This window comes from Streptomyces sp. NPDC014734, from assembly GCF_043083325.1.
In the GTDB taxonomy this organism is placed as follows: domain Bacteria; phylum Actinomycetota; class Actinomycetes; order Streptomycetales; family Streptomycetaceae; genus Streptomyces.
This window is the reverse complement of record NZ_JBIBYN010000020.1, coordinates 24,165-43,604: the sequence shown is the minus strand read 5'-3', so window position 1 is coordinate 43,604 and position 19,440 is coordinate 24,165. Positions and strand designations below refer to the sequence as shown.

Annotated in this window: 13 protein-coding genes; 7 read left to right on the top strand and 6 right to left on the bottom strand. The window is 70.4% G+C overall.

Translation table 11 applies throughout. The features are described 5' to 3' along the window. Positions 1–147: 147 nt before the first annotated feature. The 4 genes from ACF1CT_RS27440 to ACF1CT_RS27425 all read left to right on the top strand — a co-directional run bounded on the left by ACF1CT_RS27440 (position 148) and on the right by ACF1CT_RS27425 (position 6,779). Positions 148–363, top strand: coding sequence for a hypothetical protein (locus ACF1CT_RS27440; RefSeq protein WP_391786640.1), 216 nt, complete (start codon positions 148–150; stop codon positions 361–363). Positions 364–514: 151 nt separating this feature from the next. After that, on the top strand, positions 515–3,610 hold the full coding sequence (locus tag ACF1CT_RS27435) for a lantibiotic dehydratase (RefSeq protein WP_391786639.1): 3,096 nt from the start codon (positions 515–517) through the stop codon (positions 3,608–3,610). A 15-nt stretch (positions 3,611–3,625) separates the two neighbouring features. Continuing rightward, positions 3,626–4,927 (top strand): lanthionine synthetase C family protein, encoded by a 1,302-nt coding sequence (locus ACF1CT_RS27430; RefSeq protein ID WP_391786638.1) that lies wholly within the window; start codon positions 3,626–3,628, stop codon positions 4,925–4,927. A 67-nt stretch (positions 4,928–4,994) separates the two neighbouring features. Beyond that, positions 4,995–6,779 (top strand): ABC transporter ATP-binding protein, encoded by a 1,785-nt coding sequence (locus ACF1CT_RS27425; RefSeq protein WP_391786637.1) that lies wholly within the window; start codon positions 4,995–4,997, stop codon positions 6,777–6,779. A 321-nt stretch (positions 6,780–7,100) separates the two neighbouring features. On the opposite strand, the gene thpR is transcribed toward ACF1CT_RS27425, so the two are convergent. From thpR to ACF1CT_RS27410, 3 genes are all read right to left on the bottom strand, one after another. Continuing rightward, positions 7,101–7,673 carry an RNA 2',3'-cyclic phosphodiesterase gene (gene thpR / locus ACF1CT_RS27420; protein ID WP_391786636.1) on the bottom strand — a complete coding sequence of 191 codons (573 nt, stop codon included), beginning with the start codon at positions 7,671–7,673 and terminating at the stop codon, positions 7,101–7,103. A gap of 212 nt (positions 7,674–7,885) precedes the next feature. Beyond that, complete coding sequence (locus ACF1CT_RS27415; protein WP_391786635.1) at positions 7,886–9,220, bottom strand: MFS transporter; 1,335 nt, start codon at positions 9,218–9,220, stop codon at positions 7,886–7,888. Between the two features lie 90 nt (positions 9,221–9,310). Beyond that, complete coding sequence (locus ACF1CT_RS27410) at positions 9,311–9,751, bottom strand: MarR family winged helix-turn-helix transcriptional regulator (RefSeq protein WP_073785628.1); 441 nt, start codon at positions 9,749–9,751, stop codon at positions 9,311–9,313. A 159-nt stretch (positions 9,752–9,910) separates the two neighbouring features. Here ACF1CT_RS27410 and ACF1CT_RS27405 point away from each other — a divergent pair, with 159 nt between their 5' ends. Continuing rightward, positions 9,911–10,177: a ribbon-helix-helix protein, CopG family gene (locus ACF1CT_RS27405; protein ID WP_391786634.1), complete on the top strand. Its 267-nt coding sequence runs from the start codon at positions 9,911–9,913 to the stop codon at positions 10,175–10,177. On the opposite strand, the gene ACF1CT_RS27400 is transcribed toward ACF1CT_RS27405, so the two are convergent. Further along, the gene (locus ACF1CT_RS27400; protein WP_391786633.1) at positions 10,170–11,624 is read right to left on the bottom strand and encodes an NCS2 family permease; all 1,455 of its coding nucleotides are present in this window, start codon (positions 11,622–11,624) and stop codon (positions 10,170–10,172) included. The two genes, ACF1CT_RS27405 and ACF1CT_RS27400, sit on opposite strands and share 8 nt — an antisense overlap. 220 nt (positions 11,625–11,844) lie before the next feature. Here ACF1CT_RS27400 and ACF1CT_RS27395 point away from each other — a divergent pair, with 220 nt between their 5' ends. Both ACF1CT_RS27395 and ACF1CT_RS27390 read left to right on the top strand, forming a co-directional pair. Continuing rightward, a complete protein-coding gene (locus ACF1CT_RS27395; RefSeq protein WP_391786632.1) occupies positions 11,845–12,162 on the top strand; it encodes a DUF2530 domain-containing protein in 318 nt (105 codons plus the stop codon). Between the two features lie 237 nt (positions 12,163–12,399). Next, entirely contained in the window at positions 12,400–14,880 is a 2,481-nt protein-coding gene (locus tag ACF1CT_RS27390; RefSeq protein ID WP_391786631.1) for an HAD-IC family P-type ATPase, read from the top strand. 70 nt (positions 14,881–14,950) lie between these two features. On the opposite strand, the gene ACF1CT_RS27385 is transcribed toward ACF1CT_RS27390, so the two are convergent. Then, positions 14,951–16,042, bottom strand: coding sequence for a DUF2776 family protein (locus tag ACF1CT_RS27385; RefSeq protein ID WP_391786630.1), 1,092 nt, complete (start codon positions 16,040–16,042; stop codon positions 14,951–14,953). 135 nt (positions 16,043–16,177) lie between these two features. Beyond that, positions 16,178–19,384, bottom strand: coding sequence for a sacsin N-terminal ATP-binding-like domain-containing protein (locus ACF1CT_RS27380; protein WP_391786748.1), 3,207 nt, complete (start codon positions 19,382–19,384; stop codon positions 16,178–16,180). Positions 19,385–19,440: the final 56 nt, after the last annotated feature.

Here is a 19,440-nt window from a genome sequence, read left to right as displayed (position 1 = left end):
AAGGGGACGAAGGAACTTGCAGATTCCTTGAGAACCGGTTCAAGGAACATGCAAGGAACCTTCCTCGTCGGCATGGCACCGTCCAACCGCGGTGAATTTCTGCCGCAGGGAAAGCACTCATTCCATCAACTGAAGGTGAGATTCCCCATGGGCACTTCCATGCTTCTGGAAAACGACGCCACGGCCATCGAGCTCAGCGAGCTGGATCTCGACATCCAGCTCATCCCCGGCGCGTCCGTCTCGGAGGACACCAAGCCCATGATGTCGATGGGCCAGGACTGCGGCACCGTCAACTGTGCCCCGACCCAGAGCGGCGCCACCCACTCCTGCTCGCTCCTCTCCATGTGCAGGTCGTGCTGCTGACCGAGGGCTGCCCCGTCGGGGGGAAGTGAGGGCCGGCCCCGCCGCCCCGGCCGGACAGCCCCCGGCCGAGGTGGCGGGAGGCCCCCTGCCGGCATCGCACACGCCCGGCAGGGGGCCTTTCTCGTTGGACGAAGCGCGTGAGGATGAGGAATTGGAACCGGAGAAGAGCTACGCAGTCGGCGAACCCGTCATGTGCCGGATCTCCTCGCGATCCCGGGAGGACTTCGAATTCGTGGGTCCGGACGCACCCGGTGGTCCGGATGCGACGGACGAAGATTTGATCCAATACATCGGGCTGCTCATGAAGGATCCCGTCCTCCGCGAAGGAATCGCAGTCTCCAGCACCTCCCTCCTCGAAACTGTCGAACGCATCGTTCACGGCTCTCCCGTGAAGCGGAAGAAATTGATGAGTTCGGCCGTGTCCCTGACCCGCTACATGCTCCGCATGATCGGACGCACCACACCTTTCGGTCTGTTCGCAGGAATTACCAGGGCATCGGTCGATACCGCGGGGAGCGTCGGCCCGAAGGTTCCGGAGCGAAAGTCCGTCCGACTGGACAGCGAATGGCTCCACAGAATGACGACTCAGTGGCTGGAGGACCCCTCGACGCGACGGCGGGTCACGGTCACATTCAACAACCTGTGTTTCGTCCGCGGAAACCGTTTGATACTTCCCTATACCCGCTCCGGAGTCGGCGACGAGGCAACCGACGGCACATCACGTCTCAGCGGCGAGTTCTCGGTCCGTCATACCGAGGCCGTCTCCTGGCTCCGGTCACGAACAAGTAAAGCAATGGAATACTCCTCGCTGCTGGACGAGGCGGCCGAAAAGTTCGGCGAATCCGCGCTGGAAAAGATCGACGACATGATGGCCGGGCTCATCCGGCACGAACTGCTGCTGACTTCGTTCGTCCCCGCGCATCCGAACGAGACGCCCCTGCGCAGCGCGATGACCGCGCTCGGCCCGGACTCCCCCGCAACACCTCGCATGGCCGCCGTCTCCCAATCCCTGGAGGCGTACGCCGGACTCGCTCCGGGAGACGGAATCGAGAGCTGGCGGGACATTCTGGAACTCGTCCCCGCCGTGGAGGACAGCGGCCGTCCTCCCGTTCAGGTGGATCTGCTCTCCGGGCTGTCGGTGACCCTGCCCCGATCCGTGCTGGACGAAGCGGAGGCCTACGCGTCCGCGATGTGGACCATTGCGCCGGAGAGCGCGCCCAACTCCCATTGGAACGAGTACCGGAACGCCTTTCTCGAAAAATACGGCACGGCACGGTCCGTTCCATTGGGGAGGCTCATCGATCCGCATGCGGGGCTCGGTTTTCCGGCGACCTATCAGAACCCGTCCTCGCACCGGAGCCTCACGCACCAGCACCCGGAAACGGACACCGGTCGCGAAGAGAAACTGGCGTCACTGCTGCAGGAGGGCCTCGGTCGCGGCACCCGGGAAATACGTCTCAGTCGTCAGGACATCCTCGATCTGTCGGGAGACCGGCAGCCGGGCGTTCCCACCGCGATGGAACTGAGCTTCCAGGTACTCGCACGCGACCTGGAAGCACTCAACTCGGGGGCTTTCGAACTTCTCGCGACACCGCTGACCGGAAGCGTCACCGCGGGCGCGACGACCGGGCGGTTCGCCGGCGTCACCGGGAGTACGGACGAACTGGCGAAACTCATGGCCGCACCGGACCCCGACGCGATCACGGCCCAGGTGTTCTTCATGCCCAGAACGCCCAGGCTCTTCAACCTCGTCCAGGTCCCGGCCGTCGCACCGTACAAGATCCATCTGGGCACCTTCCACGATCCGGCCGATCCGTCGAACATCGACTGGCGCGACCTCTGCGTGGCGGACGACGGGCACCGCATGCGCCTGTACTGGCAGAAGACCGGCCAGGAGGTCGTCTCGGTGCTCCCGCACATGCTCAACGTGCGGGATCACGCACCCAACATCGCACGGTTCCTCGCGGAATTCCGGTACGGCGGCGAGTCCAAGATGTGGCAGCCCTGGGACTGGTCCGGCCAGAAACACGCCCCGCAGTTGCCACGCGTGCGCTTCGGAAGAACCGTGGCCTCGCCCCTCCAGTGGAACATCGACGGCAAACTCCGGCGCGCCGCCACCGACCGGAGGACCTGGAGGGCCTCGCTCGACGACTGGCGCGAGAGATTCGACGTGCCCGACCGGATCAACGTCGCCACGTACGACCGCGTGTACGGCATCGATCTCGGCAACGCCTTCCAACAGGAGATGCTGCGTCGCGAGATCTCCAGGAATCCCGACACCAGGGTGTCGGAGGACAGGAACTCCAGCCGCCGGGAATTCGACTGGATCCACGGACGGAGCAATGAATTCATTGTTCCGCTCCTGCCCCGGCGGTCGAAGAAGGAAGACCACTCGCACTTCACCATGCCGGCGGTGCTCGATGAAACCCTTCACCTTCCCGGCGGCGAGTGGATCTTCGCGAAGCTCTACTGCTCCGAGTCGACCCAGAACGAACTCCTCTCGACGTTCGTACCGGCGCTCGTACGGGACGTTGCCGATTCCATCGACCGATGGCACTTCATCCGGTACGCCGATCCGGACCCGCATCTGAGAATCCGCTTTCACGGCGACCCCGAGAAGATCTGCCAGAAGGTTCTTCCCGCCCTGTTCCGTCATACGCGGACGATGAGGAGTGCGGGGCTGCTCCGGGATGTGCAACTGGGCTCCTACGAACCCGAGGTGTCGCGCTACGGCGGCCCGGAAGCGATCGTCCCGGCGGAACAGCTCTTCTGCGTCGACAGCCAGTCGGTTCTCGCGCAGTTGTCCACCGTCGGGAAGGACATCCCGACGGAGGTCCTCCTGGTCGCCAACTACGCGACCCTCCTGGAATCCCTGGGGAAATGGGACTGGTGCGAGTGGGCAACGCATGTCGTGCCGAGGAGTTCCGGCCCGGTGCCCGTCCCCAGGGACTTCGTCGACATGGCCACCGCACTCATACGTCCCGGCGGAACGGCCCAGCGGCTCGCCGAGGTCACCGGCGTCGCCGCGCTCGGGCCCTTCTGGGAGAACTCCGCGGTGGCGCGGGAGTACGGGAACCATATCCTCCGCGTCCGGAACGGGCAGCGTGACACGGACTCCCGGAACACGGCACTCGTCGGTCTGCTCCATATGCAGCACAACCGCCTGTTCGGCACGGACGTCCCACACGAGCGAAGGACCCTGGCGCTCCTGGAAAAAGCGTCGCGCGCCCTCGACGCCACCCGGTGAAGAAGGAGAAGGAAAGTGGCCCGCACGTACGCGCAGGAAGCCCTCCGCATTTCCGACCTCATCGCGGAGAAGCTCGCGGATCCGGTCAGGGTGCACGCCCAGGTATGGGCACCCGAGGAACTGCTCCCGGAGAGTCAGAAATGGTATCCGCTCTCCCTCGGCTCAGGACTCACCGGAATTTCCCTCCTCTTCAGCAGCCGTATCGGGAGGGATCCCGGAAGCGCGGCATTCACGCATAGGTACCTCGCCGAATCGCTCGCCGCCCTCCGGGGCACCGACCGCATCAAGGGCCTGTACAACGACGTCAGCTCCCTGGCGTTCGCCACCTGGGCCGCACATCGCGCGACCGGTGGATACGTCCAGGCGGTCGGGAAACTCGACACACATGTCCGCCACGTTTCCGAAACCATGGTCTCCATGGCCGACGGCGGCCCCTGCCGGAGCTTTCAGGACTTCGATGTGCTTTCCGGCCTGACCGGAATGGGGCGTTACCTGCTCATGCGGAAGGACACCATGGGCGAAGAGCTCGAAGGTGTTCTCTCCGCCCTGGTGCGGATGGCGTCCGACGTGGAGTACGGCGGCTCGCGGGTGCCCGGGTACTGGTCCCTGGTGCCGCCGACCGCCGATCCGGACAGGGCTCTGCCCTTCGGCGCGGACGGCCATCTCAACCTGGGCCTGGCCCACGGGATCGCGGGCCCCCTCGCCCTGTTGTCCCTCGCGTGGTCGGCCGGCGTCGTCGTCGACGGACAGCGCGGGGCCGTGGAGAGGCTCGTCGGTCTCCTCGACGACTGGAGCCTCCGGGACGAACGCGGGGTCTTCTGGCCCGGGTGGGTGAGCTTCGACGAGTGGCGGGCCGGCGAGGTGGGCCCGTGGCGCAGGAAACGTCCCTCGTGGTGCTACGGCTCGCCGGGGGTGTCGCGTGCCCTGCAACTCGCCGGAGACGCGCTCGGCCGTCCGGACTGGTCGGACCTGGCGATCCGTTCGGTGGCCTCCCAGCTGAGCGTCCCCCCGTCCGACTGGGTCGTGCACGACGCCTCCGCCTGCCACGGCTGGGCCGGGGCTCTCCACCTGCTCCAGTTCTTCGAGGAGGACTGCCCGCAGGTGTCGCGGGTCCTCGACGACATCGTCGTCCGCATCATCGAATCCTTCGACGCGGACAGCGCGTTCGGGCTGCGCTTCACGGTGGAGGGCTCGGACGGAACGGCGGACTTCCCCGGATTCCTCGACGGAGCCACGGGGGTGGGCCTCGCCCTGGAGTCGTACGCACGGGGAAACACGACGGCCGGGGAATGGGGGGCCGCCCTGCTCACCGTGTGACAGCCGTTCCGGCTCGGAGCCCGTCCCCGACGGGCTCCGGCCGCCGTCTCCGCAGATTGGGACTCGTATGCCGTTCGACACGGCACAGGCACGAAGAATCCTCGCGCTCTTCGCTCCCTACCGATCACGTCTGTTCACCGTGGTCGGCCTCATCGTCGTCGCCTCGGCGATCTCGCTGAGCTCTCCGTTCCTCATACGCGAGATCATCGACACCGCCATTCCGCAGAGGCGCACCGGGCTGCTGTCGGCGCTGGCCGTCGGCATGCTCGCGGTCATCACGGTCACGGAGTCCCTGCAGGTCCGGCAGGCACGGATGTCCACCACCGTGGGACAGCGGGTCATCAACGACCTGCGGGTGTCCGTCTACAGCCATCTGCACCGGCTCTCCCTGAACTTCTTCATCAGGACGCACTCCGGTGAGTTGCAGTCCCGGATAGCCAACGACATCGGCGGCGTGCAGTCGTTCGTGACGAACACCGCGGCTGCCGCCGTCAACTGCGTGACCACGCTGCTGGCGACCGCCGTGGCGATGTTCGTTCTCGACTGGCGGCTCGCCTGCGTCTCCCTCGCCCTGCTTCCGGTCGTGGCCCTGGTGAGCCTGAACGTCGGCAGGGCACGCAGGAAGATCATGCGAAGGCGTCAGGAGAAGATGGCGTCCCTCACGTCGCTCGTGAACGAATCGCTGTCCGTGGACGGCATCGTCCTCGGGCGGACCATGGGCCGGTCCGCCGCGATGGTCGAGAAGTTCGCCGTGCGCTCCCGCGAACTCGCCGACCTCGACGTCCGGGCCGCGGTGACGGGACGCCGGCGCATCGCCCAGCTGTCCATCGCCATGGCCTCGCTCTCCGTGTTCCTCTACTGGGGTGCCGGGCTGGCTTCCGCGTACGGGAGTTCCTCCCTCTCGATCGGGACCCTCGTCGCCTTCGTGACCCTCCAGTCCGCCCTGCTCGGGCCCGCCATGTCGCTCGCGCAGCTCGGTGTCGAACTGCAGACCAGCATGGCGCTGTTCACCAGGATCTTCGAGTACCTGGACCAGGAACCCGAGATCGAGGAGAAGCCGACGGCCCTGTCCGTGCCCAGGTCGCGGATCAGGGGCTCCCTCCATCTGCACGATGTCGGTTTCCGTTACTCCGCCGATGCCGAGCCGGCTCTCCGGGGAATCTCCCTGGACATCCCCGCCGGATCCCGAATCGCCATCGTGGGTGAGACGGGATCGGGGAAGTCGACCCTCGCCCGGTTGCTGGCCCGGCTGTACGACCCGACACAGGGCAGGGTCACCCTGGACGACAAGGACCTGAGGGATCTGACGTTCGAGACCCTGTCGGACGCGGTCGCCATCGTGTCGCAGGACCCGTGTCTCTTCCACGCGAGCATCGCCGAGAACCTGAGGATCGCCAAGCCCGACGCCGAGGGCCGGGAGCTGAGGGACGCCTGCGCGGCCGCCGGTATCCACGCCCGCATATCCGAGCTGCCGGACGGCTACGACACCACGGTCGGCGAGCGGGGCCACCAGCTGTCAGGAGGGGAGAAGCAGCGGCTCTCGATCGCACGCGCACTGTTGCGTGACGCGCCGGTGCTGATCTTCGACGAGGCGACCAGCGCCCTGGACAGCAGGACCGAGCACGACATCCAGCGGTCGCTCGACCGCGTGTCCGAGGGGCGCACGGTGATCACCATCGCCCACAGGCTCTCCACCATTCGCGACGCCGACCGCATCGCGGTGCTCCACCGGGGCCGACTCGTGGAGTTCGGCCCGCACGACGAGCTGGTGGCGTCCGGCGGGAAGTACGCCGACCTGTGGACACTCATGCAGCGGGCGGAGCCCCACGCCTCCGGGGAACCCGTCGGGTGACCTCCGCCCGGAATCACGGGCGTGCCGGTCCGGCCGGAGGGAGTTCGGCAGGCTCCGAGCAGGGCCGGGGCCGACGCGGTGGCTTACGTTCCGATTCCGGACCCGGCGGCCTCGGACGGTCTGTGCGGTTCTCCCCCGCACGGCTTCGGCGTACGTCTCCGGACCCGGTACAGGACGCCCGGCCCGACCGCCGACGGCAGCCGTACGCGTCACTGGCCGACGGCGGCTGCCACGGCGACGACGACGAACATCAGCACGAGCGCGGCCGCCATGATGCGGTTTCTGGTCTTCGGGTCCACCCTTCGAGCGTAACCGCCGTGCTCAGTGGCCCAGCGCCCAGGATGCGTGCGCCTCGTACCGGGGCCGCTCGCCCGGCACGCCGCTCCCGGGGAGACTGCTGCGGACCAGGGCGACCTCGCCGACCTCCCACGGGGTGCCCTCGAAGCCCCCGAGCGCCTCGGCGAAGGGGCGCAGGTCCGTCTCGGCGCGGCTGCGGGCGAGGGTGAGGTGCGGGCTGTAGCTCCGGTGCTCGTCCATCGGGACGCCGGACCGGCGGGCGGCGGCGTCGGCGCGTTCGGCGAGGAGCCGCAGGGCGTCGAGCGCCCCCGCCGCCCCGGCCCACAGGGCCCGGCCGCCGAACCGCCCGGCGCCGTGGACGCGCAGCGGGAAGGGTTCGGTGCGGTGGGCGGCGCGGGCCAGGCGGGTGTGGAGTTCGGGCAGCAGGTCCTCGTCCACGTTCCCGAGGAAGGCGAGTGTGAAGTGCCAGTTCGGCTCGGCCGTCCAGCGCAGCCGGTCGGCGCCGGGAAGCGCGTGCAGTGCGGAGACCGCGCGGCGCAGCTCCTGGACGGCGGGGTCGGGCGGGAGAACGGCGACAAAGAGTCTGAGGCTGCTCATGGGCCGAGTCTGGCACCGCGACGACGTGCCCGGCCCGCGTACGTGTCGCCGGGCCGTGCGGTACCTGTACGGGGCGCCGGGCCGTGCGGTGCGGGTACGGGGCGCCGGGCCCGGTCCGCGTCGTCGGCCACCGGCCGGGGCCCGTGTCCGCGCGGACGTCGGCCCCGGCCGGTGGCCTCCGGTCGGGGCCGTGCCGTGTGTGCCCGCGGCCGTCAGGCCGCCGCGGCCAGTTCCTCCCGGGGAACGAAGCGGACGTGCGGGCGGCCGGGACGCAGGTCGACCCGGAGGCGCAGGCCGCCGACGCGGGCCAGCATGAGGCCGACGCCGAGCGCCGCCGCCAGCGAGAGCGCACCGCCGACGGCCATGCCCGTACGGACCCCGTAGGCGTCGCTGATCCAGCCGACGATGGGGGCGCCCACCGGCGTACCACCGGCGAAGACCATCATGTACAGGCTCATGACCCGGCCGCGCATCTCCGGGTCGGCGGCCATCTGGACGCTGGTGTTCGCGCTGATGTTGGTCGTCAGGCCGATCATGCCGATCGGGACCAGCAGGATCGCGAAGATCCAGACGGCCGGTGCCAGGGAGGCGATGATCTCCAGCAGCCCGAAGACGGTGCCCGCGGCCACCAGCATCCGGAGCCGGGAGGAGCGGCGGCGGGCGGCGAGCAGGGCTCCGGCGAGGGAGCCGGCGGCCATGAGGATGTTGAAGAACGAGTACATCCCGGCGCCGCCGTGGAAGATCTCGTCCGCGAAGGCGGTGAGCCAGATCGGGAAGTTGAACCCGAACGTGCCGACGAAGCCGACCAGGACGATCGGCCAGATCAGCTCGGGGCGGCCGGAGACGTAGCGCAGCCCCTCGCGCAGCTGTCCCTTGGCGCGGGGCACGACGGTGACCTTGTGGAGTTCGTGCGGTCGCATCAGCAGCAGGCCGATGAGCGGTGCGGCGAAGGAGAGGCCGTTGAACATGAACGCCCATCCGCTGCCGACCGTGGTGATCAGGACACCCGCGACGGCGGGGCCGATGAGCCGGGCGGACTGGAAGTTCGCCGAGTTGAGGCTGACGGCGTTGCGGAGCTGGGCGGGGCCGACCATCTCGGAGACGAACGACTGGCGGGCCGGGTTGTCGACGACCGTCACCATGCCGAGCAGGAAGGCGATGAGGTAGACGTGCCACACCTGGACGACCCCGGAGAGCGTGAGCACCGCGAGGGCGATCCCGCACAGGCCGAGCGCCGCCTGGCTGACGAGAAGGAGCTTCCGCTTCGGCACGCGGTCGGCTATGACGCCGCCGTACAGGCCGAAGAGGAGCATCGGGAGGAACTGGAGGGCCGTGGTGATGCCGACGGCGGCGGCGGACCCGGTGAGGCTCAGGACGAGCCAGTCCTGCGTGATGCGGGACATCCAGGTACCGGTGTTGGAGATCACGGCGCCCGTGGCGAACAGGCGGTAGTTGCGGATCTTCAGCGACGAGAAGGTCCCGCCGGGCTTGCTCTCGTGGGTGGAAGTCGGTGCGGGGGCGGAGTCTGCTCCGGATCCCGTACTCAAAGGGGTTCGCCTCCTCGGGCGTCTGCGGTTCTCTGACTGACGGGACGCGGCGGGAGGCGCGTCGGCCGTGGTCCGGCGCGCCCCGCCCCGCTACAGGTGGGCCAGCTTCTCCAGCACGGGCGCCGCCTTGCGCAGCGTCTCCCACTCGTCCTCGTCCAGGCCCTCGGCGAGCGTGGTCAGCCAGGCGTTCCGCTTGGCGCGGCTCTCTTCGAGCATGGCCTCGGCCTGCTCGGTCTGGCTGACCATCTTCTGGCGACGGTCATCGGGGTGCGGTTCCAGTCTGACCAGCCCCTTCGCTTCCAGCAGCGCGACGATGCGGGTCATCGACGGCGGCTGCACGTGCTCCTTGCGGGCCAGCTCGCCGGGGGTGGCCGAGCCGCAGCGGGCCAGGGTGCCGAGCACCGACATCTCGGTGGGGCTCAGCGACTCGTCGACGCGCTGGTGCTTGAGGCGCCGGCCGAGCAGCATCACGGCGGAACGGAGGGAACTCACGGCGGCCGCACTGTCGCCGTCGTGGATCAGGTCAGGCATGTTTATTAGCGTAACTCATTACCTACCCTAAAGACCATTCGTGTGACACGCGCGCGGCTACACGCGCGCGACCGGATCGCCCAATCGCTCACCCGAACGAGTGAGTCGGATCCGGAAAGAGCCGTGAAACGACTTCTCGGACAGGTAACCCTGCTTGTCATGGGATCGACTGTGCTCAGCCTGCGGATAGACGGTGAGCTGCTCGACCGGCTCCGGCAGCACGCCGCCAGACGCGGAATGAGCGTCCAGGACTATGTCGTCCGGACGCTCATTCGCGATGACTTCGACGAGCGCTTCAAGGCGGCCGTCGACGAGACGGAGAAGTTCTACGCCGCGGAGGGCACCGGCCCGGTCCCGGCCGGGGGCGCGGCCGGGGTCGGGGCGGCGGAGGGGACCGCGGGGATCGGGGCGGAGGAGGCTACGTGAGGCCGAGGGCGGGCATCGCGTAGTAGAAGACGAAGACCGCCGAGACCACGTACATGGCCGCCGGTACCTCGCGCCAGCGCCCGGCCGCCACGCGCAGCACGGAGAAGGCGATGAAGCCGATGCCGATGCCGTTGGTGATCGAGTACGTGAACGGCATCATCACCATGGCCAGGAAGGCCGGGATCGCGAGCGTGTAGTCGCTCCAGTCGATGTCCCGCACCGAGCCCGAGATGATCAGGAAGCCCACCGCCAGCAGCGCCGGGGTGGCCGCCTGGGACGGGACCATGGTGGCCAGTGGCGTCAGGAACAGCGCCACCGTGAACAGCAGACCCGTCACGATGCTCGCCAGGCCGGTACGGGCGCCCTCGCCGACCCCCGCCGTGGACTCCACGAAGCAGGTCGAGGCGGACGAGGAGCTCGCGCCGCCCGCGGCGACCGCGATGCCGTCCACGAACAGCACCTTGTTGATGCCCGGGAAGTTGCCGTCCTTGTCGGTCAGCTTCGCCTCGTCGCCGACGCCGAGGATGGTGCCCATCGCGTCGAAGAAGCAGGACAGCAGCACGGTGAAGACGAACAGGATGCCGGTCAGGATGCCGACCTTCTGGAATCCCCCGAACAGGTCGACCTGCCCGATCAGCCCGAAGTCCGGGGTGGCGACCGGATTGCCCGGCCACTCCGGGACGGTCAGCCCCCACGCCTCGCCCGGCAGGCCCGCGACGGCGTTGACGACCAGCGCGAGGACCGTCATCGACACGATGGAGATCAGGATGGCGCCCGGCACCTTGCGGACGAGCAGCGCCATGGTGAGCAGCGCGCCGATGACGAAGATCAGGACCGGCCAGCCGTTGAGGTGACCGTCCGCGCCGAGCTGGAGCGGAACGGTGGTCTCGGCCTTGTCCTTGATGCGGGAGACGAAGCCGGAGTCGACAAGGCCGATCAGCAGGATGAACAGACCGATACCGATCGCGATGCCCTTGCGCAGCGACCCGGGCACGGCGTGCATCACGCGTTCCCGCAGCCCGGTCGCGACCAGCAGCATGACCACGATGCCCGCGAGCACCACCATGCCCATCGCCTCGGGCCAGGTCATCCTGGGCGCGAGCTGGAGCGCGACGACGGTGTTGACACCGAGTCCGGCCGCCAGCGCGATCGGCACGTTGCCGATGACCCCCATGAGGAGGGTGGAGAACGCCGCCGTCACCACGGTGGCGGTGACCAGTTGCCCGTGGTTGAGGTAGTGCTCGTTGATGTCCTTCGCGCTGCCGAGAATGATCGGATTCAGCACGATGATGTATGCCATCGCAAAGAATGTGGCGAATCCACCGCGGATCTCGCGCGCGACCGACGACCCCCGCTCGGAGATCTTGAAGAAACGATCCAGGCCGCCCTGCGGCCGAGGGACCGGTGACTGCTCGGAATCGACCGGGGCGGTGGCCGAGGGGGACATGTATGACCTCAGTCGTACGTAGAGGGGGACAAAAAGTAGCCAGCTTTGGACTTTCACACGAATAATTCGAGACAGTCTTAAGCAGATTCAGTATGAATACATAGGGCGAAGATCGCTATCTCCGCGCGTAGACCCTTGTCGGGTACGGCCCGGCCCGCTGTCCGCACCCGTTCCCGACGGGGGCCGGAAGGGTGGCGCGTGCGGCCCATACACTGAGTTCATGGCGAAGTGGACACCGAAGCACGAGGCACCCGAGCCCCTGGAGGGGCCCGTCGTCGCCACCATCACCGGCGGCACGATCCTCTGGTTCGTCCTCTTCCTGGTCCAGCTCCCGTTCTACGGCTGGTTCGACGACCACGGCCACCTGTGGTGGCTGTGGACCTGCCTCGCCGGTGCCGGACTCGGTCTGATCGGCATCTGGTACGTGCGGAAGCGCGACGCGGCGATCAAGCGGGCGGCGGCCCGGGAGGCGGAGGCGTCCGGCGCCTCCGGCGCGTCGGCCCCGGACGCCGGGGGCGCGAGCGGCGCGACCGCCTGACCCGGCACCGCCCCCTCCGCCCGGCGTTCCGCACGCGGCGTCCGGCGTTCCGTGTCCCGCATGCGTCAAGGCTTGTCCGGAGCCCGTCAAGGCCCGCAGGGACCCGGGGCAGGCCCGTGGCCTCTCCGGGTCCCGTCAGGGCACCCGTACCCCCACGGGACCATTCCTCTCCTCCCCCGGTCTGATCTTCGGACCCCCGATGGGTGATCCGGGCGTTCCCCCCGTACCGTCGGAACCATGACGCAGCGGGCACCCCATTCCTCCGGCGAGCAGGCCTCCGAGGCCTCCGGCGCCGACGGCCGCCACGGGCCGGCCATGATCGACGCCGGGGCCGAGCTCGACCCGGTCCACCCGGTGGAGCTGCCGGTCCCGGCCGCGGACACCCGCGGGCTGACGGCGGCCGAGGTGGCCGAGCGGATCGCCCGCGGCGAGGTCAACGACGTCCCCGTCCGCTCGTCCCGCTCCGTCCGCGAGATCGTCCGCGCCAACGTCTTCACCCGGTTCAACCTGATCATCGGCGTGCTCTGGCTGATCATGCTGTTCGTGGCGCCGATCCAGGACAGCCTCTTCGGCTTCGTGATCATCGCCAACACCGGCATCGGGATCATCCAGGAGTGGCGCGCCAAGAAGACCCTGGACGGCCTCGCGGTCATCGGCGAGGCCAAGCCCACGGTGCGGCGGGACGGGGTCTCGGCCGAGATCTCCACCTCCGAGATCGTCCTCGGCGACCTCGTCGAGCTGAGCCCCGGCGACAAGGTGGTCGTGGACGGCACGGTCGCCGAGGCGGACGGCCTGGAGATCGACGAGTCCCTGCTCACCGGCGAGGCCGACCCGGTGCTGAAGCGCCCCGGCGACCCCGTGATGTCCGGCAGCTTCGTCGTCGCGGGCGGTGGCTCGTTCTCCGCGACCAAGGTCGGCCGGGAGGCCTACGCCGCGCAGCTCGCCGAGGAGGCCTCGCGCTTCACCCTCGTCCAGTCCGAGCTGCGCACCGGGATCTCCACCATCCTCAAGTACGTCACCTGGATGATGGTGCCGACCGCGATCGGGCTGGTCATCAGCCAGCTCGTCGTCAAGGAGAACAACTTCAAGGACGCGGTCGCCCGGACCGTCGGCGGCATCGTCCCGATGATCCCCGAGGGCCTGGTGCTGCTGACGTCGGTCGCCTTCGCGATCGGTGTCGTACGGCTCGGCCGCAAGCAGTGCCTGGTGCAGGAGCTTCCGGCGATCGAGGGGCTGGCCCGCGTCGACATCGTCTGCCTGGACAAGACGGGCACCCTCACCGAGGGCGGCATGGACGTCACCGAGGTGCGCACCCTCGGCGACGCGCAGGAGGCATACGTCCACCGTGTGCTCGGCGCCCTCGGCGCCTCCGATCCCCGGCCCAACGCCAGCCTCCAGGCCATCGTCGACGCCTGCCCGGACGGCCAGGAGTGGCGGTGCACGCAGACGCTGCCGTTCTCCTCGGCCCGCAAGTACAGCGGTGCCGCGTTCGACGAGGGCGGCGGCCGGACGTCGGCCTGGCTGCTCGGCGCCCCCGACGTGCTGCTGCCCGAGCAGGACCCGGCGCTCGACGAGATCGAGCAGCTCAACCGGCAGGGGCTGCGGGTGCTGCTGCTGGCCCGGGCGCGCGGCGAACTCGACGGGCCGGACATCTCCGCCGGGGCCGTGCCGCACGCCCTCGTCGTCCTGGAACAGCGGCTGCGGCCGGACGCCGGGCAGACCCTCGCCTACTTCGCCGACCAGAACGTCGCCGCGAAGGTCATCTCCGGCGACAACGCGGTCTCCGTGGGCGCGGTCGCCGGAAAGCTCGGCCTGCCGGGGGCCGAGAACACCCTGGACGCGCGCCGGATGCCCACCGATCCGGACGAGATGGCCTCGGCCATGGAACAGAACGCGGTCTTCGGCCGGGTCACCCCGCAGCAGAAGCGCGACATGGTCGCGGCCCTCCAGTCCCGCGGCCACACCGTCGCGATGACCGGCGACGGCGTCAACGACGTGCTGGCCCTCAAGGACGCCGACATCGGCGTGTCCATGGGATCGGGCTCCGAGGCGACCCGGGCCGTCGCCCAGATCGTGCTGCTGAACAACAGCTTCGCGACGCTGCCGTCGGTCGTCGCCGAGGGCCGCCGGGTGATCGGGAACATCACCCGGGTCGCCACCCTGTTCCTCACCAAGACCGTCTACTCGGTGCTGCTGGCGATCCTGGTGGTGTGCACCCAGGTCGACTACCCGTTCCTGCCGCGCCACCTGACCCTGCTGTCGACGCTGACGATCGGCATCCCTGCCTTCTTCCTGGCGCTCGCGCCCAACAAGGAACGCGCCCATCCGCACTTCGTGCGCCGGGTCATGCGGTACGCGATCCCGTCCGGTGTCATCGCGGCCGCCGCCACCTTCGTGACGTACCTGCTCGCCCGGCAGCACTACACCGGCGCGCACGCGCTGGACGCGGAGACCAGCGCGGCGACCCTCACCCTGTTCCTGGTCTCGATGTGGGTCCTGGCGATCATCGCCCGCCCCTACACCTGGTGGCGGATCTGCCTGGTGGTGGCGATGGGGCTGGCGTTCCTGCTCGTGCTGGTGGTGCCGTGGCTCCAGGAGTTCTTCGCGCTGAAGCTGGTGGGGACGACGATGCCGTGGACGGCGGTGGGGATCGCGGTGGTGGCGTCGGCCGCCCTGGAGTACGCCTGGCGGCTGGTCGGCCGCCGCTTCCCGGCCTGATCCCGCGACGGGTGCCCCCGGGGCCGCACCACCGGCCGGTGGTGCGGCCCACCGCCGTCCCGGTGGGGCGTCACCTGCTCGCCGGTGCGGTCCCTTCGTCGTCCGCGTCGCCACTGGTTCCGGACTCCAGGATGGAGACGATGGAGAACAGGGAGAAGCAGATGCAGCCGAGACCGATCAGCACGCGGGCCGCCACCAGCACCGCGGGATCGGCCGACTCGAAGAGGAACGACGCGAGGAACAGGCAGAGCAGGGCCGTACCGACCGGAATCAGCGGAACCCGGTTCGCCAGCGGGGCCCTCCGGCGCCAGACCAGCGCGAGGAGCAGCACCTTGCTGAGGATGCTCCAGCAGATGAGCCCCAGCCCGACCAGTACGAAACCGGCCGACAGCTGGGTGGGCCGGGTGTGCGCGGCGATGACGACAAGGCCCCACAGGATGCCGACGGCCCCCAGGGCGGCGGCCGACGCGGGCCACAGGACGCGGTCCCGCGGGGTGTAGGTGTTCTGGATCTGCCGCAGGATGCTGGCCACCAGCCCGATCAGGCAGGTGCAGACGAGCGCCAGACCGATCATCACGTGCCCGGAGGTGAAACGTCCCGCCGCGACTCCGCCGCCCCCGCCCGCCAGCAGGAGGAAGGCCCACGCCCAGGTGACCAGGGCCGCGAGCACCGGAAGCGCCAGCAGGACGCGTACCGCGAGCGGGCCGAAGGGGGCGGGAGAGCGCGGCGGCGAGCCCTCGGGCAGCGCCGAGTTCTCGGTGATCAGGGTGAACCGGGTGGAGGCCGTGGCCACGCACGAGACGCACACGCAGATCATGCCGACGCCGAAGACCACGTGCCCGGCGATGAAATCGGGCGGTGGCCGCGGGGTCTGGGTGAGCAGGCAGAGCCCGTACCCCGTGGTGACACCGCTGACCGCGAAGCCGAACACCGGGTAGACCAGCCGGTCCAGCGCGGTGTACCTGCCGATGAGCTGTCTGATGATCGTCGCCGCGGTGGCGAACAGGCAGAGACAGATGGCCGCGAGGAACACGAGCACCAGCCCCGCGACGCGCGCACTCGCACCGGACGCGTGGGCGAGCACGTATCCGCCCAGAGCTGCCGAGACGGCGCCCATGAGGACGGGGACGGCACGGAACAGGACGCTGATTCCGTAGTTCATCGGACCCCCTGCGGGGACGGAGTCTCACCCCATCATCGAGCCGCTCCCGCCGGGCTGCCACCGGAAGATCCCCGGGCGGGCCCTCGGCCGTCGGCGGGGGCACGGTCCGCGCGGCGGTCCGGCCCCCGCCGGGGGTCAGTCGAACCAGCGGTCCCGGGCCAGTTCCTCCGTGCGGGACGGGTCCTCCAGCAGCGCGGCGACCTCGAAGCGGCGCGGCCACTGGCCCGCCGCCCAGGCCAGCCCGGCCGCGACGCCTTCGAGCGTGGCGGCGTGCACGGTGCCGTCCGGGGTGCGGCGCCAGTCCAGCTCGACGCCGCCCGCGCGCAGTTCGGCGTGTTCGAGGTACGTGTCCGGGGTGCCGACGCCGAGCAGGACCCGTACCGCATCGGGTACGCGGTGCTCCTCGCCGTCCGTGGTCACCTCGGCCTCGACGCTGTCGCCGAGCCGCCGCACCTGGAGCAGCTCGGCGAGTTCGGCCGCGCGCGCCGGGGCGACCGGGAGCAGCGGCAGTCCCGCGGCGAGCGGCAGCAGGTCCGGGGCGTCCGCGATGACGGCGTCCGCCGCGTCGACGACCCGGACCTCTCCGTCCACAACGGCCCGGAGCTCGTCGGGAAGGGTGACCTGTTCGGGGTCGAGGTCGGCCAGTGCCGTGTACAGGGCGTGCAGTTGCACGGGGTCGACCTGACGGTCCCCGTCCGCCAGCCGCCCGAGGAGTTCGGCGGCGCCGCCCGGCTCGTCGAGGAGCGCGGCCACCGAGGTGCGGACGCCCAGGGCGCGCAGCACCTGTGCGTCGTCGAAGCCCGTCGCGTCGGCGGAGTCGTACAGCCCGGCGAGCCGCGGGTCGCCGGACGCGGCGCGCAGCCCGGCCGGCCGGCGGCCGTCGAGGACCGGGTGGTCGCGCAGCCACCAGGCGGTGTAGGGGCGGACGGACCGCGTGGTGCCGTCGGGCAGGAGCACCCGCACCGGCTGGATCAGCGCGTCCCGCAGCGGCGGACGGGCGAGCATCGCGAGCGCCTGTGGCCAGGCGTCGTCGTCGACGAGGTCCAGGTCGCGGACGGCGACGATCTCGGTGGCGACCGGTGGCACCGGCGCGTCCGGAAGCCGGTCGAGGACGTCCTCGCACCACACGTCCACGGCGTCGAGCAGTCCGGCGTCGTCGGGCTCGGCGAAGTCTCCCTCGCGGGGCTCCAGTTCGTCGGGGTCGAGGACGACGTCGGTGGCCCTCACCAGGGCGAAGGTGGCCAGCACCCCACAGGCGGTGAGCGGCTGTTCGCCCCAGCGCTCGGCGAGTTCCCTTTCGCAGTGGGCCAGTTCGCCCTCGCGCATGATCGCGGCGAACGGGCTGCCGGGCAGCACGAGTTCACCGGCGGGGGCGAGTTCGCCGTCCTCGTCGGGCAGGGCGAGGGCACCGAGCCAGGGTTCGTCGCCGGGGGCCAGTTCGGCGTCCCGGACGAGGGCGAGGACGGTCTCGGCGAGTTCGTCGGCGCTCGGCGCGTCCTCGTCCCAGATCTCGCCCGCGTCCAGCGATCCGGCGACGGCGGCCCGCACCTGCGGGGTCGTCAGCACGGCGCGCGGGGTGGCGGGCAGGGCGCCGAGCTTCTCCAGCAGCGGGTGGGCGGCGTCCGGGTGGGCGACCTTCAGCCCGAGCCGGGCGAGCCGTTCCAGGACCGGGCCGGTGAGGGCGTCGGGGAGCGGCAGCAGGACCTGGCGGGGGCCGATGGTGGTGCGGGGCGTGGCCGGGGGCTCGGCTTCCGGCGTCCCCGGTGTCCCTGCCAGCGGGACGGGAAGGCCGGAGAGGCGGTCCGGGTCGATGCCGGAGAGGCTGTCGTACAGCCGCCGCCACCAGCCGGGGTCGCGTTCCAGTCCGGCGAGCCGGTCGATGGCCTCGGTCAGCGGGACACGGGCGACGCCGAGGGTGCGCAGTTCGCTGCGGCGTTCCAGTCCTGCGGGCAGCAGGCACGGCAGGACCTCGGCGAGCACCCGTACGGTCTCGGCGCCGACGCCCTCCAGGACCTCGGCCTCGATGGGGCGCAGCGCGGCGGCGGCGGTCCCACGGATGCCGTCGGCATCCCAGGCGTCCCACCGGTCCGCGGCCTCCGGCTCGGTGGCGGGGCGCGGGGCGGCGGGCTCCAGGAACGCGACGCGCGGCAGCCGTTCCAGGATCGCCCCGCGCAGGGCGCCGTCCAGTTCGCCCCTGCCGAGCGGTCCGGGGACGAGGTCGATGGTGTCGACGGACACCGGCTGCCAGTCGGCGAGCAGTTCGGCGTACGCGTCGGCGGCGCGCCGCACCAGGAAGTCGGTGAGCGGGCCGGGCGCGGGGTGGCGGCGGGTGGTGTCGAGCGGCAGCGAGGCGATGAGCAGCGCGGGGATGCCGAGGGGTTCGTCGGTGGGGGTCGGGGCGTGGACGACGGGGGCGGTGCGGGGGCGTGTCGGGGCGCCCTCGGCGTCCACCGGGACGGCCCAGGTGACCGACCAGTGCGGGCGCAGCCGTTCCTCGCGGGGCCGGTCGGCGAGCAGTCCGGCGTCGACGGGGCCGTGGTGGGTGGTGGTGCGCCAGCGGTGCGTGCCGTGCGCGGAGTCCTCGATGTGCGTGTACGGGCCCTGCTGGGTGCGGCGCAGTGTCCGTGCGGTGTCCGGGGTTTCGATGACGATCTCGTCGAGGCCGCGCAGGGTGAGCAGCAGCGCGTCGTCGACGGCGGTGAGCAGCCGGACGACGAGGTCCTCGGCACCGCCGTCGCGCAGCGGGAGGACGACGACGGTGTCGTAGCCCTCGGGCGCGGTGCCCTCGGCGGGCAGCGGGAGGCGCAGCAGCGGGACGTGGCCGTCGCGGCGGCGCAGTTCGTCGCCGAGGCCGGGGCTGGCGGTGGCGGCGCGGGCGGCGAGGTCGCGGGCCTCGGCGAGGGACCAGCGGATGCCGCCGTGCCTGCCGATCACCGCGGGTTCGTCGCTCACCGCGAGTACGGCGGCGAACCCGACGCCGAACCTGCCGACGGCGCCCTCGTGGCCCTCGCGCTTGGCGGAGGCGCGCAGCGTCGAGAGCGATTCCACACCGGTGGCGTCCAGGGGGGCGCCGGTGTTGGCGGCGGCGAGCACGGCGGGGGCGTCGGGGGCCGCCGCGTGCAGGGTGAGGCGGAGCCGGCCCGGCACACCGGCGCGGGCGGCGGCGTCGGCGGCGTTCTGGGCGAGTTCGACGACGAGGCGGTCGCGGTAGCCGCCGAGCGCGAGCTCCTCCTCGGCGTTGGCGTCCTCACGGAACCGGGCGGGGCCGGCGCCCCAGGCGTCGAGCACCCCACGTCGCAGCCGTGCGGTCCCGAACGGGTCGGCCCCCTCGGTCGCATTCATGCTCACGCTGTGCTCCGCTCTTTCCGGTTGAGCGCCCCGTGCCGCCGATGGGCGCC

Excerpts from the sequence above, each read along its gene's own strand:
- ACF1CT_RS27385 (WP_391786630.1), bottom strand. The coding sequence starts at position 16,042 with ATGAACTACGGAATCAGCGTCCTGTTCCGTGCCGTCCCCGTCCTCATG.
- ACF1CT_RS27400 (WP_391786633.1), bottom strand. The coding sequence starts at position 11,624 with ATGTCCCCCTCGGCCACCGCCCCGGTCGATTCCGAGCAGTCACCGGTC.
- ACF1CT_RS27390 (WP_391786631.1), top strand. The coding sequence starts at position 12,400 with ATGACGCAGCGGGCACCCCATTCCTCCGGCGAGCAGGCCTCCGAGGCC.
- ACF1CT_RS27440 (WP_391786640.1), top strand. The coding sequence starts at position 148 with ATGGGCACTTCCATGCTTCTGGAAAACGACGCCACGGCCATCGAGCTC.
- ACF1CT_RS27425 (WP_391786637.1), top strand. The coding sequence starts at position 4,995 with ATGCCGTTCGACACGGCACAGGCACGAAGAATCCTCGCGCTCTTCGCT.
- thpR (WP_391786636.1), bottom strand. The coding sequence starts at position 7,673 with ATGAGCAGCCTCAGACTCTTTGTCGCCGTTCTCCCGCCCGACCCCGCC.
- ACF1CT_RS27380 (WP_391786748.1), bottom strand. The coding sequence starts at position 19,384 with ATGAATGCGACCGAGGGGGCCGACCCGTTCGGGACCGCACGGCTGCGA.
- ACF1CT_RS27395 (WP_391786632.1), top strand. The coding sequence starts at position 11,845 with ATGGCGAAGTGGACACCGAAGCACGAGGCACCCGAGCCCCTGGAGGGG.
- ACF1CT_RS27410 (WP_073785628.1), bottom strand. The coding sequence starts at position 9,751 with ATGCCTGACCTGATCCACGACGGCGACAGTGCGGCCGCCGTGAGTTCC.
- ACF1CT_RS27405 (WP_391786634.1), top strand. The coding sequence starts at position 9,911 with ATGGGATCGACTGTGCTCAGCCTGCGGATAGACGGTGAGCTGCTCGAC.